This window comes from Streptomyces hypolithicus, from assembly GCF_052934925.1.
The window spans coordinates 2,607,057-2,620,233 of record NZ_CM128811.1; the positions used below are offsets into that span (position 1 = coordinate 2,607,057).

Annotated in this window: 13 protein-coding genes, 1 tRNA gene and 1 pseudogene; 5 read left to right on the forward strand and 10 right to left on the reverse strand. The window is 69.9% G+C overall.

Features of this window, described 5'->3' with window-relative positions:
* The first annotated feature begins 64 nt into the window (after positions 1-64).
* Both ACU6WZ_RS12215 and ACU6WZ_RS12220 read left to right on the forward strand, forming a co-directional pair.
* Positions 65-643, forward strand: a complete 579-nt coding sequence (locus tag ACU6WZ_RS12215; protein ID WP_447033303.1) for a redoxin domain-containing protein — start codon at positions 65-67, stop codon at positions 641-643.
* A 3-nt stretch (positions 644-646) separates the two neighbouring features.
* Positions 647-1,498, forward strand: a complete 852-nt coding sequence (locus ACU6WZ_RS12220; RefSeq protein WP_447033305.1) for a cytochrome c biogenesis CcdA family protein — start codon at positions 647-649, stop codon at positions 1,496-1,498.
* Positions 1,499-1,877: 379 nt separating this feature from the next.
* Here the strand turns inward: ACU6WZ_RS12220 and ACU6WZ_RS12225 are convergent, their stop codons facing one another.
* From ACU6WZ_RS12225 to ACU6WZ_RS12245, 5 genes are read right to left on the reverse strand one after another with little or no spacing between them, the layout of a single operon-like run.
* Positions 1,878-2,861, reverse strand: coding sequence for an Rv1681 family radical SAM protein (locus ACU6WZ_RS12225; protein WP_447033307.1), 984 nt, complete (start codon positions 2,859-2,861; stop codon positions 1,878-1,880).
* Positions 2,855-3,667, reverse strand: a complete 813-nt coding sequence (locus tag ACU6WZ_RS12230; protein ID WP_447033308.1) for an Rv1680 family SBP-like protein — start codon at positions 3,665-3,667, stop codon at positions 2,855-2,857. Before ACU6WZ_RS12230 ends, ACU6WZ_RS12225 begins: the two co-directional genes overlap by 7 nt.
* 34 nt (positions 3,668-3,701) lie before the next feature.
* A complete protein-coding gene (gene fadE16 / locus ACU6WZ_RS12235; protein ID WP_447033310.1) occupies positions 3,702-4,820 on the reverse strand; it encodes an Rv1679 family acyl-CoA dehydrogenase in 1,119 nt (372 codons plus the stop codon).
* A 5-nt stretch (positions 4,821-4,825) separates the two neighbouring features.
* The gene (locus ACU6WZ_RS12240; protein ID WP_447033312.1) at positions 4,826-5,233 is read right to left on the reverse strand and encodes an Rv1678 family membrane protein; all 408 of its coding nucleotides are present in this window, start codon (positions 5,231-5,233) and stop codon (positions 4,826-4,828) included.
* A gap of 21 nt (positions 5,234-5,254) precedes the next feature.
* Positions 5,255-5,806, reverse strand: coding sequence for a DoxX family protein (locus ACU6WZ_RS12245; RefSeq protein ID WP_447033313.1), 552 nt, complete (start codon positions 5,804-5,806; stop codon positions 5,255-5,257).
* 606 nt (positions 5,807-6,412) lie between these two features.
* Here ACU6WZ_RS12245 and ACU6WZ_RS12250 point away from each other — a divergent pair.
* From ACU6WZ_RS12250 to ACU6WZ_RS12260, 3 genes and pseudogenes are all read left to right on the forward strand, one after another.
* Positions 6,413-6,727: pseudogene (locus ACU6WZ_RS12250) on the forward strand (NAD-dependent epimerase/dehydratase family protein); the annotation flags it as partial.
* Positions 6,728-6,792: 65 nt separating this feature from the next.
* Positions 6,793-7,512, forward strand: coding sequence for a glycosyltransferase family 2 protein (locus ACU6WZ_RS12255; protein WP_447033315.1), 720 nt, complete (start codon positions 6,793-6,795; stop codon positions 7,510-7,512).
* Complete coding sequence (locus ACU6WZ_RS12260) at positions 7,509-8,141, forward strand: TIGR04282 family arsenosugar biosynthesis glycosyltransferase (RefSeq protein ID WP_447033316.1); 633 nt, start codon at positions 7,509-7,511, stop codon at positions 8,139-8,141. Before ACU6WZ_RS12255 ends, ACU6WZ_RS12260 begins: the two co-directional genes overlap by 4 nt.
* A 131-nt stretch (positions 8,142-8,272) precedes the next feature.
* Here the strand turns inward: ACU6WZ_RS12260 and ACU6WZ_RS12265 are convergent, their stop codons facing one another.
* The 5 genes from ACU6WZ_RS12265 to ACU6WZ_RS12285 all read right to left on the reverse strand — a co-directional run bounded on the left by ACU6WZ_RS12265 (position 8,273) and on the right by ACU6WZ_RS12285 (position 13,132).
* Complete coding sequence (locus ACU6WZ_RS12265) at positions 8,273-8,527, reverse strand: hypothetical protein (protein WP_447033317.1); 255 nt, start codon at positions 8,525-8,527, stop codon at positions 8,273-8,275.
* Between the two features lie 1,100 nt (positions 8,528-9,627).
* A tRNA-Thr gene (locus ACU6WZ_RS12270) sits at positions 9,628-9,701 on the reverse strand.
* Positions 9,702-9,832: 131 nt separating this feature from the next.
* A complete protein-coding gene (locus ACU6WZ_RS12275; protein ID WP_447033319.1) occupies positions 9,833-11,368 on the reverse strand; it encodes an alpha/beta hydrolase in 1,536 nt (511 codons plus the stop codon).
* Between the two features lie 135 nt (positions 11,369-11,503).
* A complete protein-coding gene (locus tag ACU6WZ_RS12280; protein ID WP_447033320.1) occupies positions 11,504-12,724 on the reverse strand; it encodes a DNA polymerase III subunit delta' in 1,221 nt (406 codons plus the stop codon).
* A gap of 165 nt (positions 12,725-12,889) precedes the next feature.
* Complete coding sequence (locus ACU6WZ_RS12285) at positions 12,890-13,132, reverse strand: DUF6411 family protein (protein ID WP_447034005.1); 243 nt, start codon at positions 13,130-13,132, stop codon at positions 12,890-12,892.
* Between the last annotated feature and the right edge of the window lie 45 nt (positions 13,133-13,177).

Genomic DNA, 13,177 nt, shown 5'->3' on the forward strand with positions numbered 1-13,177 from the left:
ACAGCCCCATCCACGGGGCCGACCGATCTACATTCAGGGCCGATACCGACCATCAGGAGCAGACATGCGTGCCCGCTCGTTCTTCCCAGCCGTCCTGGCCGCCGGCATGCTCACGGTGACCGGCTGCGGCTCCGGCGGCGGGGCCACCTCGCCCGGTGATGGCGCGGACGGCTCCGCCACGAACACGGCCTCCGCCTCCGCTCCCGCCTCGGCAGACAGCGGTTCTTCCGGGACAGTTCCCGAGGCGCTGCGCTTCACCGGGACCACCCTCGACGGGAAGCCGTTCGACGGCGCGACGCTGGCCGGTAAGCCCGCGGTGTTGTGGTTCTGGGCTCCGTGGTGCCCCAAGTGCACGGCCCAGGGGCCGGAGACGGCGAAAGTCGCGGCCGAGTTCGAAGGGAGGGCGAACGTCATCGGGGTGGCCGGTCTTGACCAGCCGGAAGCCATGAAGAAGTTCGTCTCCTCCACCAAGATCGACGGCTTCCCGAATCTGTCCGACGAGCCGGGCACCATCTGGAAGAAGTTCGAGATCACTGAGCAGAGCACGTACGTCGTGCTCGACAAGGACGGGAAGACCGTCTTCACCGGTGTGCTGCCGGGCGGCAAGGGGCTCTCCGACAAGCTCGCAGGACTCGTCGGCTGACCGGTGTCCGACCTCCCGCTCGCCCTGGCGCTGACCGCGGGCATGCTCGCCGCCGTCAACCCGTGCGGCTTCGCACTGCTCCCCGCGTACCTGTCGCTGCTCGTCATCGGCGACGACTCACCCAGCAGGGCCTCGGCCGTCGGCCGCGCACTGACGGCAACCGCCGCCATGACCGCCGGATTCGCCGGCGTCTTCGCCCTCTTCGGCCTCGCCATCGCCCCGGTCGCCGGCCAGATCCAGCAGCATCTGCCCTGGTTCACCATCGTGTTCGGGCTGCTGCTGGTCCTCGTCGGAGGCTGGCTGCTGGCCGGACGCACCCTGCCTCCGCTCCTGCCGAAACTCCGCCGTGCGCCCCGGGTCACCCGGTCCCTGACCTCCATGGCACTGTTCGGCGGCGCCTACGCCGTCGCCTCGCTGGGCTGCACCATCGCACCGTTCCTCGCCATCGTCGTCTCAGCCTTCCGCGGCGGTTCGACGGCCGAGGGCATCGTGCTGTTCACGGCGTACGCAGCCGGCATGGGCGTCATCGTCGGCGCGGCCGCGCTCTCCGTGGCCCTGACCCGTACCGCCCGCGTGTCAGGCATCCGGCGGCTGGGAGCCTTCGCCTCACGACTGGGAGGCGCCCTGCTGCTCATGGCCGGGGCCTATGTGGCGTACTACGGTTGGTACGAGATCCGCCTCCTGCGGGGCGGCCCGGACACCGACCCGGTGATCGACGCGGCGGGCGCGGTGCAGCGATGGCTGGCGGAAACGTTGACCTGGATCGGCGTCCCCGTCGTGGCTGCGGCCCTCGCCCTACTGATCGCCGGCGGGCTGATACGCCGACGTCGCAGCCAAGGACGCACCCACCCCTGACGCACTGCCCTGGCCGGGCTCGGCAGCCGGTGCCGCTCTCCTCGTTGCCGGCCGTGGTATCACCATCAACTAACCAGCGGGAGAGCCGGGCCAACCCGCAACCGAACCCGCGTGACCCCCCTCCGGGGACCGGCACGCGGGTTCTCCAGACCAGGGACTGTCCTGAACTTGGCTCTGTCCCAGATTCGGGGGCGGCCACAGCCGGGAGCCTGTGGTGGTCGGCCCTGTGACCCGTGATCGTTTCGCCATTGATGTAGCAGAGGGCCTGATGGACGTCGGTGTCCCCTTCAGGAACGGCAGGGCCGACCCTGACCTCGCCCGGCAGGCGCCAGGTCAGCGGCGCAGGAAGTGACGCAGTGCGACCATGCCCTGCACCATCTCATGCGCAGGGGAAGGTGCGGGCGGCCGCGTCCGCGGTGGCCCGGTGGGCGCGGTACTGCTCCCGTACGAGGTCGATGGCGGCGTCCAGGGGGAAGATGTCGCGGGTGACGAGCTGTTCATCGTTGTCGGCTCCGACGGGGTGCCAGTACACGCCGTCGGCGGTGATGGTGACCTCTGGAATCAGGGTTTCCACCGTGAGTTCCAGGCCGTCGTCGGCGGCGCCCTGGTGGGCGAGGAGCCGGACCACTTGGTGCCGGTGCGGGATGCCGAGCGCGTCGAGGAAGGACCGGAGCTCGCGCTCCTCCTTGAGGTCGTCGGTGGTGAGGGTGGCTGCCACCCGTACGGTGAAACCCTCGCCGAGTGCGGTGCGGATGCCGGCGACGGCTTTGGCCCAACTGCCTTTGCCTCGGTGGGTGTCGTGCAGGTCCGGGGTGGCGGAGTCGAGGCTGATCTGCAGGGTGAGGCGGTCGCGGGGCATGGCCTGGAGCATCTGGAGCCGGTGTCCGCGGAAGAGCATGCCGTTGGTGAGGAGGGTGGTGGGCAGCGCGGCGGTGCAGTCGGCGACGATCTGGTCGAGGTCGGGGAGTATGAACGGCTCGCCGCCGGTGAGCAGGATTTCGGTGACTCCGGCGGCGGGTGCGGCCTTGGCGATCTCCCGTACCCGGTCCACGCCCAGTGCGCGTCGGTCCGCCTGGGGTGAGGATCGTGCGCAGCAGTAATCGCAGGCGAGGTTGCAGTCGAAGTTGGTGTAGAGCCACAGGCGTGCGCCGGGGCGGCGGTCCGCGGGAAGTGCCGCGATCGGCTCCGCCGGGCGTCCCCGCCGGACCGTGATGCTGGTGTTGTCGGCGGCGACCAGGGTGTTGCCGGTGCGGGCGCACCACGCTGCGGCCAGGTCACGCTCGTCCGCCGAGTCGAGCGGCAGCGTGATGGTGTCTCCCTCCGCCGTGGAGAGGACCTGCTCGACCAGTTCGAGAATCACCATCGTGGTGCGATGTCCTGTTCTTCGACGGCTTGGAAGAGGTCGCTGTAGCCGTCGAGTTCGGGGCGTACCCAGCGTCTGAGTCCTTCGAGTTCCAGGATGCGGCGGTGTTCGGGGTCGTCCCAGTCCATGGCCAGCAGGTGTGCTGTCCAGGGTTCGGTACGTGCCGTGTCGAGGGTGTCGAGGGTGGTGAAGTTGCAGTGGCAGTAGGCGGGGCTGGTCCAGAAGGATTCCAGGGCGCCGGGCATGAGTTCGTCGCGTCCGATGGCCTCCCAGGTGGTGATGCCGATCGCGGCGGCGTCTGCGTCGCCGTCGAGTACGGCCCGGATGGCGTCCAGTTCGCTGCGGCCGGTGTCGCCGTGCTTGCCCAGATCGCTGTCGATGCGCAGGAGTTCGACTTCACCGTCGGTGATCCCCTCGCGGCGCAGATAGTGCAGCGGCATGATCGCCGCCTGCGCGGAGTCCCGGCTGCCCAGCGCCAGCCGTCGCCCCTTGAGGTCCCCCGGGCCGCGAAGTCCCGCACCAGCCCGGCAGACCAAATGGCTGCGGAATGCCAGATCGGTGTCGCGCATGGCGAGCGCCGTGGCGTGGCCGTCGGCCTGGAGGACGGTGCGTACCCAGGCCAGGTTGGTGTTCCAGGCGATGTCGATGGTGCCGGCCAGCAGAGCGTCGACCTGGCGGCCATAGTTGGAGAACAGGACGAAGTCCATGTCGACGGGCGCTGTGCGGTAGTAGTCGCGGATGCCCTCCCAGATGGGCACGACGTTGGGGGTGTATGCGACCGCCCCTACCACCAGCGATTCCATCATGGTCTCCTCTTCCTGGTGCTCGTACTGTGCGGGGTCAGCCGAATACCGGCTGGCCGGTGATGGCCTTGCCGTAGAAGTCGTAGAGAACGTCGGCGGTGGGGGCCATGACGTGGCCGGCGCGGGCGTCCCGGAAGAACCGTTCGATGCCCAGGTGCTGGGAGAACGCCGCGCCGCCGCACACCCGCATCGCGTCGTCGGTGACGGTCAGGGCGGTGTCGTTGGCCAGTGCCTTGACGCCAAGGACATGCAGCGGGGTGTCCTCGTCGGGTGCGGCGATGCTCGCCGCCGCCTGGTGGAGATAGGCGGTTGCGGCTTCGAGTTGCAGCGAGGTGCGGGCCAGCCGGGCGCGAATGGTGGGCAATTCGGCCAGTGTCTGGCCGGTGTGCTCAAGTCTGGCGCTGCTGGTGTGCCGCACGGCGGCCTTCAGGGCGGATCGGGCCAGGCCCAGGGAGACGGCCGCGTTGCCCAGGTTGAACCAGGGCAACACCGTCTCAGTCATCAGTGCGAACCCCGCGCCGGCCGCGCCCAGACGCGTGGTGTCCGCAGCCGTCACGTCGAAGCGCATCGGCGAGGAGGCGTTGCCTCGCAGCCCAAGGCCGCGGAACGAGCCGGTGACGCTCACGCCCGACCGATCCGCCTGGACGGCGTAGAGGTCGACGGTGCCCGGCTCGTCGGCCGAGAGTACAGAGGTGACGTACAGCCCCGCATGGCCGGCGGAGGTGACCCAGCTCTTGTCCGCGGTGAACCGCACATCGTCGCCACCATTGCGCTTGGCCTGAGTGATCGGTGCCCAGAAGTGCGAGCGGGAACCGGGCTCGCTGAACGCCAGGGTCGCCAAGGTCCGGCCGGTGGCCAGGTCGGTGGGCAGAGACGGGAGTCCGGGCGGTGGGGCGGCCAGCACTGTCATGGCACCGCATACGTGCATCAGATAGACCATGGCGGTCGAACCGCAGACTTCCGCCAGCTCGGCCGTGACGTGGGCGAACTCCGGCGGGCCTGCGCCGAGCCCGCCCACCTGCTCAGGCAGGGGCAGGCCCATCAGACCGGACGCGCCCAGAGCGGAAACCGCTTCTGCGGGGAACCGGCCGTCCGCGTCCACCTGGGGGGCGTGTTCCGCGGCACTGGCCAGGACCGGCTTCAGCGTGCTGTCCATATTCATCATGAGGAGTCGGGCCTTCCTGAGGAGGACGGAGCCGGATCCGGGGCATCGCTGCGCGGCGCTGGCGCAAGGCCGAGGGCCAGCAGACCGACGGCGAACCCGAGGAGCAGGGCCACGGTTGAGCCGTCACCGCCGAGCAGGTTCGCATCCGTCCACCCGATCTGCACCAGCTGCAGGACGGTAGCGGCGAGAAACCCGGTCCCGGCCAGGACGATCAGGGCCCGCACCCCCAAGAGCCCCGCGGCGACGGTCAGGCACGCGAGGATCAGCACGGCCAGCATTCCCGTACCGCCGAGCGTGACGATCCGCCAGGGGGGCGCGTCCGCGATCCCCAGCACGACGCTCGCCGCAGCTCCCAGACCCAGGCCGACGGCAGTCCTGGCGATCGCACTCCGTGGTGCCTTCACCCGATGCCTCCTTCGCAACCGTTACGACGCGACCAGCAGCAGTCGTGACAGCAGGCCACGGCGCTGCCGCCACTCAGGGCGCAGCGCACCGTCCACTCCATAGGCACGGCCCGCAGCGGTGGCCAGGAGCGCCAGATGCGCGACGTACATGAGGAAGTACGACCAGAACCACTCGTGCGGGGTGTTCAGGACCGAGAACGTGATCGCGGTCGTCTGCGCCAGCCCCACCAGCGCCCAGAACCGGGTCGCCAGGCCCACCAGCAGGAATGCGCCCAGGCAAGCCTCTACGGCAAAGGCACCCCAGGCGAACACCGCGAAATTCGGCACGATCACATGCTCGACCAGCCACGCCCACGGAGCAAAAACCTCGTGCTCGACCCCGTTCAGCGTCCAGGCGTACAGGTCCCGCGGTGGGCCCGAGTCCTTGCCGAAGGCCGGAGGATGCTTCCACGAGAGATTCTGAATCCACAGCAGACCGACCACGACGCGGCAGACAGCCAGCAGCACACGGGAAAACCGGGAAGAGCCCAGGGGCTCTGCACCGAGGGTCGTGGACCCGTTGGTCACGTCCATGCCTAGCGACCTTTGATCTTGCACCACGGACGGGCATTCATCCGATGCCGTAGATCCATCTACTCACGGCGCCGCGTGCCCCGCAAGCCGCACAGTCCTTACGGCCTGGTGCGCGATAGGGGACGGGCCGTTACGAAACAAGAATCAGGATGCGGGGTCGACTGCGGGGGGAGGACCATGGGTTCAGAGATTCGACCGGCGCGGGGCAGGCTGTCGCAGGACAATGCGGAGCACGTCATGACCACCGCACACGCATCACACCTCGACGAGCGGCGTCGGCAGGGCCGAGGGCTGCAGTCATGTCGCTCCCCCACGAGGACCACGCCGACTACGTCCACGACTGGCACGGGGACTCCACTGTGCAGACACCCAAGACCGGCTCGCTGACTGGGCCGCATAGGTGCTGATGTCCGGATGACGGCACGGACCAATAGCTGGTCCTCCTCTGCTTCGCAGCCGGCCCGCGAAGTGCTCGTTACTCCCGGCCCGCGACCGGTACAGCGCAGCCGCGTCGCCTTGAACACAGCAGCCGGGTAGTGGTGCAGCAATACGAGGTGGTCGATCCTCAAGATCAGTGTCTTGAATGTCCAAGATCTGGGGGAAGGGATGCGCATACTCGTCACTGGAGGTGCGGGCTTCATCGGCTCGCACATTGTCACCGCTCTCGCCGCCCGCGGCCACGAGCCAGTCGCGCTCGACGTCCGGCTGCCGCCGGCACACAAGCCACCATTCTCCGACGCGGAATGGATCCACGCGGACGTACGGGACGGCCCGGCCCTGTCCCTGGCGCTGTGCGGTGTGGACGCGGTCTGCCATCAGGCAGCCATGGTCGGCCAGGGCAAGGATTTCACCGAAGCTCAGGTCTATGTGGAGTGCAACGACCTCGGGACGGCCGTGTTGCTGGCGTCCATGGCAGAGGCGGACCGGTTTCGCCGAGGGGATGGCGGAGTTTGCGCACAGCAGACGACATGGCTCGGAGGCCGAAGATGTCCGTGCTTCATAAGGACAAACCGACGACGGTGGACGTCGTACTCCCCTGCCTGAACGAAGCCGTGGCCCTGCCCTGGGTCCTGGAGCGCGTCCCGTCCGACTGGCGCCCGATCGTCGTTGACAACGGCTCGTCGGACGGATCCGCCGAAATCGCCGCGGCGCTCGGCGCCACGCTGGTGTACGAGCCGCGGCGCGGCTTCGGCGCCGCCTGCCACGCCGGGCTGCTCGCTGCAGACGCGGACATCGTCTGCTTCTGCGACTGCGACGCCTCGCTGGACCCCGGGCTGTTGCCCACGCTGGTACGCGAAGTGGCGGGCGATCGGGTCGACTTGGCGCTTGGCCGGCGGCGGCCGCAGAAGCGTGGGGCCTGGCCCCTGCGCGCCCGGGCCGGGAATCTGGCGCTCTCTCGGCTGGTGCGTCGGCGTACCGGTCTGCGGCTGCACGATCTGGGGCCGATGCGCGCGGCGCGGCGGGAGCCATTGCTCGCCCTCGCGCTCACCGACCGGCGCAGCGGCTATCCGCTGCAGATGGTCGTCCGCGCCGCCGACGCGGGCTGGCGGGTCTGCGAACTCGATGATCCGTATCGGCCCAGGCTCGGGAAGTCGAAGGTCACTGGGACCTGGCGGGGCACCTGGCAGGCCGTGCAGGACATGCACACGGTGCTCGCGCAGCCGCCGGTGGCCGCCCCTCTGTGCGGTGGGGCAGGTGCCCAGTGACCACGCTCCTCATTATCGCCAAGGCGCCAGTACCCGGGCGGGTGAAGACCCGGCTCACCCCGCCATACTCGCCCGCGGAAGCGGCACGCCTCGCCGAGGCCGCACTCGCCGACACTCTCGCGATGGTCGCCGCGGCGCCGGTAGGGCGGCGTGTTCTGGTCCTCGAGGGCGACCCTGGCCACTGGCTGCCGCCCGGAATCGATGTGGTGGAGCAATCCACCGGCCCGCTGGACGAACGGCTGGCCGCGGCCTTCGGGATGTGTTCCGGGCCCGCCGTGCTGATCGCCATGGACACCCCGCAGGTCACCCCCGACATCCTCGCCCCGGCCCTGGCCGCGGACGCCTGGCTGGGCTGCGACGCATGGTTCGGCCCGGCTGTCGACGGCGGCTTCTGGGCGCTGGGCCTGGCCGAGCCCGATCCGGCGCTGCTGCGCGGAGTCCCCGTGTCTTCACCCGAGATCGGCGCGGCGCAGCGGCGGCGGCTCACCGACGCCGGGCTGGCGGTACGCGACCTACCAGTGATGCGCGACGTCGACACGGCGGCCGATGCGCGACTGGTGGCGGCCGAGGCCCCGCACAGCCGCTTCGCCGCAACGCTGGCCGAGCTGGGGCGGACCGGGGCCCCGTAGCCGCAGACGGGGCGCTGCCTGTCACACCGATCCGTACAGCACGGCGGCCACGACCAGGCGAACCCTGTGGACCTGGCCATCCGGGCGTCGTGCAGCCAGCCTGAGAAGGACGGTGGAACCAGTTCGCAGCTTCACGTCGCTGCGAGGCTCCGCTGGGGGCCACACGCGACCCCGCAGACCAGCGCCCCGAACTCGCCGTGCTCCCGGCAGCGTTTGCGCATGAAGACCTTGCTCTCGCGGATGTTGAACTGCGCATCAACCGGAGTCCTGCAGATGGGGCAGATGGACTTGCTGAACTCGACGAACACCTCCTCCCCGTCCCGCTTGCGTGGCCGAAGCGCATCACTCGCCTTGCCCGGTACCTGCGTGGTGTCGTCCGCGGTCATCGCCTCTCCGCCTCTCCGCCTCTGCGATCCCGCTCGCCTGTGCTGGCTGCCACCATCGGTGGCGCCGCCGCTTGTGTCCGGTGCCGGTGTGCGGCGCGCAGCAGCACGGCGGCGTACAGCAGATCAGCGCATCGTGGACGAGGACGAACCAGGACAGCCGCTGGGACAGATACGCCCCGAAGCAGCCGCAGTTCTCGACTGACAGGCCCCGGGCGAATACGTGTACCGCAAGCGTGCTCCAGATCAGCGACACGGCCGAGTACACCCGCACCTGGGCGATCGCCCGGAACAGGGACGGGCCAAGAACCACACCCCGCACACCGGCTCGCCCACGATCAGCACCACGGCCAGCACCACGGTCAGCGCCGCCGAACCCGCCCCGCCCGCCCACGAGCCCGTGCGCACCGAGGATCGCCGGTATCTGCATGATCGCGGCGAGCTGACCGGCAGCCATCGCCGTGGCACACCGCGGCAGCGTACCCGCCGCCTGCGCCCGGCTTCGGGCATCATGAGGCATGAACGATGAACCTCACCAGTGGCAGAAGACCGCCATCCCCGGACTGGAAGTCCGTACCGGGGACGGGGCGGCGAGGATACGGCGCTGAGGTGCGAGGGCGTCCTTCCGCTCACGGTGGTCGGCACCATCGTTCCCAGCCTGTCGCCGTGCTCCCCCGACCTGGCGCGGGCACCACGCGGCCGCACGAAGGAGCAACAGCGACGGCGCAGGACACCGTGAAGTGGTTCAGCGCGGAGAAGGGCTTCGGCTCCATCCAGCAGGATGCCGGCCCCTTATGTCTTCAGGAAGACCAGCGGGTCGAGTACGAGGTCACCGCCGGCCCCAAGGGGTCCCAGGCCACACAGGTGCGCCCCATCTGAGCACGACTACCCCTGGCGGCCGATCACAGCCGGGGACGGACGTCGCCGTCCGCTGCATACGCTGGTTGGCAGGCACGGGAGATTCGGGCGGGGCGAGGGGCGCTCCCAGGGCGTTCCCATTCGCAGACGCAACAGCGCCTCCGTGACCCCACGGAGGCGCTGTCTTTGATCACGGACAAGCAAAAGCCCCAGGTCACGGCGAGTGAGTCCTGAGGCTTCCACAGAGCCGCCTTCGGGATTCGAACCCGAGACCTACGCATTACGAGTGCGTTGCTCTGGCCAGCTGAGCTAAGGCGGCACCGCTGCCGACACCATGGTGCGATCAGCAGCGCGCCCAAGTCTACACAGTTTCCGGGGGTGCTCCGAACAGGCCCGTTTCAAGGGCTTTTCCGCAGGTCAGGGACTGGTTAGGGGCCGGTCAGAGGCTTGTCACGAGCACTTCTTGGCGCCCTTGGGGGGCGTGCCTTCCAGGAGGTATGTGTTGATCGCGGTGTCGATGCAGTCGCTGCCGCGGCCGTACGCCGTGTGGCCGTCGCCGTCGTACGTCAGGAGGGTGCCGGAGTCGAGCTGGCCGGCCAGGGACTGGGCCCACTTGTACGGGGTCGCGGGGTCACGGATGGTGCCGACCACGACGATCGGCGCTGCGCCCTTCGCCTCGATCCGGTGCGGGGTGCCGGTGGGTTTCGCTGGCCAGTAGCTGCAGTTCAGGGAGGCCCACGCGAGGCCCTCACCGAAGACCGGGGATGCCTTCTCGAAATCGGGGAGCGATGCGCGTACCGCGTCGGGGCCGGAGAAGGCGGAGGGGAGGTCGAGGCAGTTCACCGCGGCATTGGCGGACATGAGGTTGGCGTATCCGCCGTCGCTGGAGCGCTCGTAGTACGTGTCGGCCAGCGCCAGCAGGCCGGCGCCGTCGCCGTCCATGGCCCGAGTCAGCCCCTCGCGCGCCTCGGCCCAGGCTGACTCGTCGTACATCGCGGCGATCACGCCGATCGTGGCCAGGGACTCGCCGAGGCGGCGGCTCTCGCCGGTCAGGACGGGCTTGGCGTCCACCTCGTCGAAGAACCTCTTCAGACGCTTGCCCGCCTCGGCGGGGGTGCCGGTGCCCAGCGGGCAGTCCTTGCGTTCGACGCAGTCCGCGGCGAAGGACTGGAAGGCGGTCTCGAAGCCCGCCGTCTGGTCGCGATTGAGGTCCCGGGCAGGGAGGGAGGGGTCCATCGCACCGTCGAGCACGAGGCGGCCGGTGCGGGCGGGGAAGAGCTCGGCGTACGTCGCGCCGAGGAACGTTCCGTACGAAGCCCCGACGTAGTTCAGTTTCTCGTCGCGCAGGACCGCGCGCAGGATGTCCATGTCGCGGGCCGCCTCGACGGTGGAGACGTGCGGCAGGATCTTCGGTGAGCGCTTCTCGCAGCCGGAAGCGAAGCTCTTGTAGGAGGTGACCAGCCGGCCGGTCTCCGACTGGTCGTCGGGGGTCTGGTCGACCTGCGTGTACGTGTCCATTTCCTTGCCGGTCAGGCACTCGACGGGCTCGCTGCGGGCCACACCGCGCGGGTCGATGGAGACCATGTCGTACCGGGCGCGGACCGGCGCCGGGTAGCCGACGGCGGCGTACGCCTGGAGGTAGCTGATCGCGGAACCGCCGGGTCCGCCCGGATTGACCAGGAGCGAGCCGAGGCGATTGCCGGGGCCGGTGGCCTTCTTCCGGGAGACGGCGAGCTCGATGTCCGCCCGGCCCGGCTCGGCGTAATCGAGCGGAGCCCTCATGGTGGCGCACTGGAAGCCGGGGACTCCGCAGTCACGCCAGTTCAGTTTTTGGCCGTAGTACGGCTTGAGGGCGGCCGGGACCGCTTTCTGTGGCGCTGACGCCGAGGCACTCGGTGAGGAACTGCCCGACGAGCAGCCGGAGATGAGCAGCCCGGCTGTCGCCAGAGCAATGGCGGAGGTCCTGATCAGGTGCCTGGTGTCCATCCTCGGAGCGTAGTGGCGCCATGACGGATTGCGCACAGGGCCGCTCGTACGGGTGAGCCGGTCAATCCGGGGCTCCGTGTGGCGTGCGGGCGCGAGCCCGGGGCTCCCCGGTGGCATGCCGGGCACGGGCGGATGTCAGCCGGCGCGCAGGGAAACCGTCATGGCTTCCACCGCGAGCAGCGGTGCGACATTGCGGTCCAGCGCCTGGCGGCAGGCGATGATCGCTTCTATCCGGCGGAGCGTCCGCTCGGGCGTGGAGCTCTGCGCGACGCGGTCGAGGGAGTCCCGTACGTCCTCATTGGCGAGGGCTACCCGCGAGCCGATCTGCAGGGCCAGCACGTCGCGATAGAAGCCGGTCAGGTCGGTCAGCGCGAGATCGAGGCTGTCCCGCTGCGTACGCGTCGAGCGGCGTTTCTGGCGGTCTGCCAGCTCCTTCATGGCACCGGCGGTGCCTCGCGGCATCCGGCCGCCGCCCGCCGCTCCCAGCGCCGCCTTCAGATCCTCGGTCTCCTTGACGTCGACCTCCTCGGCGACCTGCTTGGCGTCCTCCCCCGCCGCGTCGACCAGCTCCTGGGCCGCCTTGAGGCAGCCGCCGATGTCGGCGACCCGGAGCGGCAGTTTCAGGACGATCGCCCGCCGGGCCCGTGCCCGCTCGTCGGTGGCTAGCCTGCGGGCACGCCCGATGTGGCCCTGCGTGGCGCGGGCCGCGGTCGCGGCGGTCGCGGGGTCGATGCCGTCGCGCCGGATCAGCACATCGGCGACGGCGTCGACTGCTGGGGTGCTCAGGGTGAGGTGACGGCAGCGGGAGCGGATGGTGGGAAGCACATCTTCCAGCGACGGTGCGCACAGCAGCCAGACCGTACGGGGAGCGGGCTCCTCGATGGCCTTGAGCAGCACATTGCCGGCGCCCTCGGTGAGCCGGTCGGCGTCCTCGAGGACGATGACCTGCCAGCGGCCGCCGGCCGGTGAGAGCTGGGCCCGGCGGACGAGCTCTCGGGTCTCTTTCACGCCGATGGAGAGCAGGTCGGTACGGACGACGTCCACGTCGGCGTGCGTACCGACGAGGGCGGTGTGGCATCCGTCGCAGAAGCCGCAGCCCGGGGCGCCACCCAGCGCACGGTCCGGGCTGACGCACTGCAGGGCCGCGGCGAACGCACGGGCGGCGGTGGAGCGCCCGGAGCCCGGTGGGCCGGTGAAGAGCCAGGCGTGGGTCATCTTCGAAGCGGTGGGAGCGGGGGCGGCGCCCGGCCGGTCCCGGTCGGCGACGGCGGTCACCAGCAGGTCGGCGTCGCGGGCGGCGGCTGCGAGCTGGGTCTGTACCCGCTGCTGCCCCACCAGGTCGTCCCATACGGCCATGGGTCTACCGCCTTCGCCCGCGCACGTGCTTTCCGATTCCGACGGTCCCCATTGTGGCCGACCCCACTGACAACGAGGTGCCAGGTCGGGACAGGGCCCCGAGGGCGGGGCATGGGGCGTGCGGCTTGGGTGCTCCGGTTTCGGTGCCCGGGGGCGGCGGCAGTCTCAGAAAGGCATCTTTCCGCGACCGCGGCGACCGGCGGACCCGCTGCGGCTCACGGCCTTGGAGCTGCTGCGGAACGGCTTGCTGAAAAGGCGGCCCAGGGGGCCGGGAGCCTTGCCGGCCGCGCGTGATCCGGCTCCGAGCGACTTCTGGGTTCCGCGCTCGGGATGCCGCGAGAGCCGGGGGACGAGAAAGGCCAGTACGAGCAGGACGGCGCAGACTGCGACGATGCCGACAACCATCATGGTGGTGTCTCCGTTCATGGTGTTACGGGTGGGGGGCGACGGGCT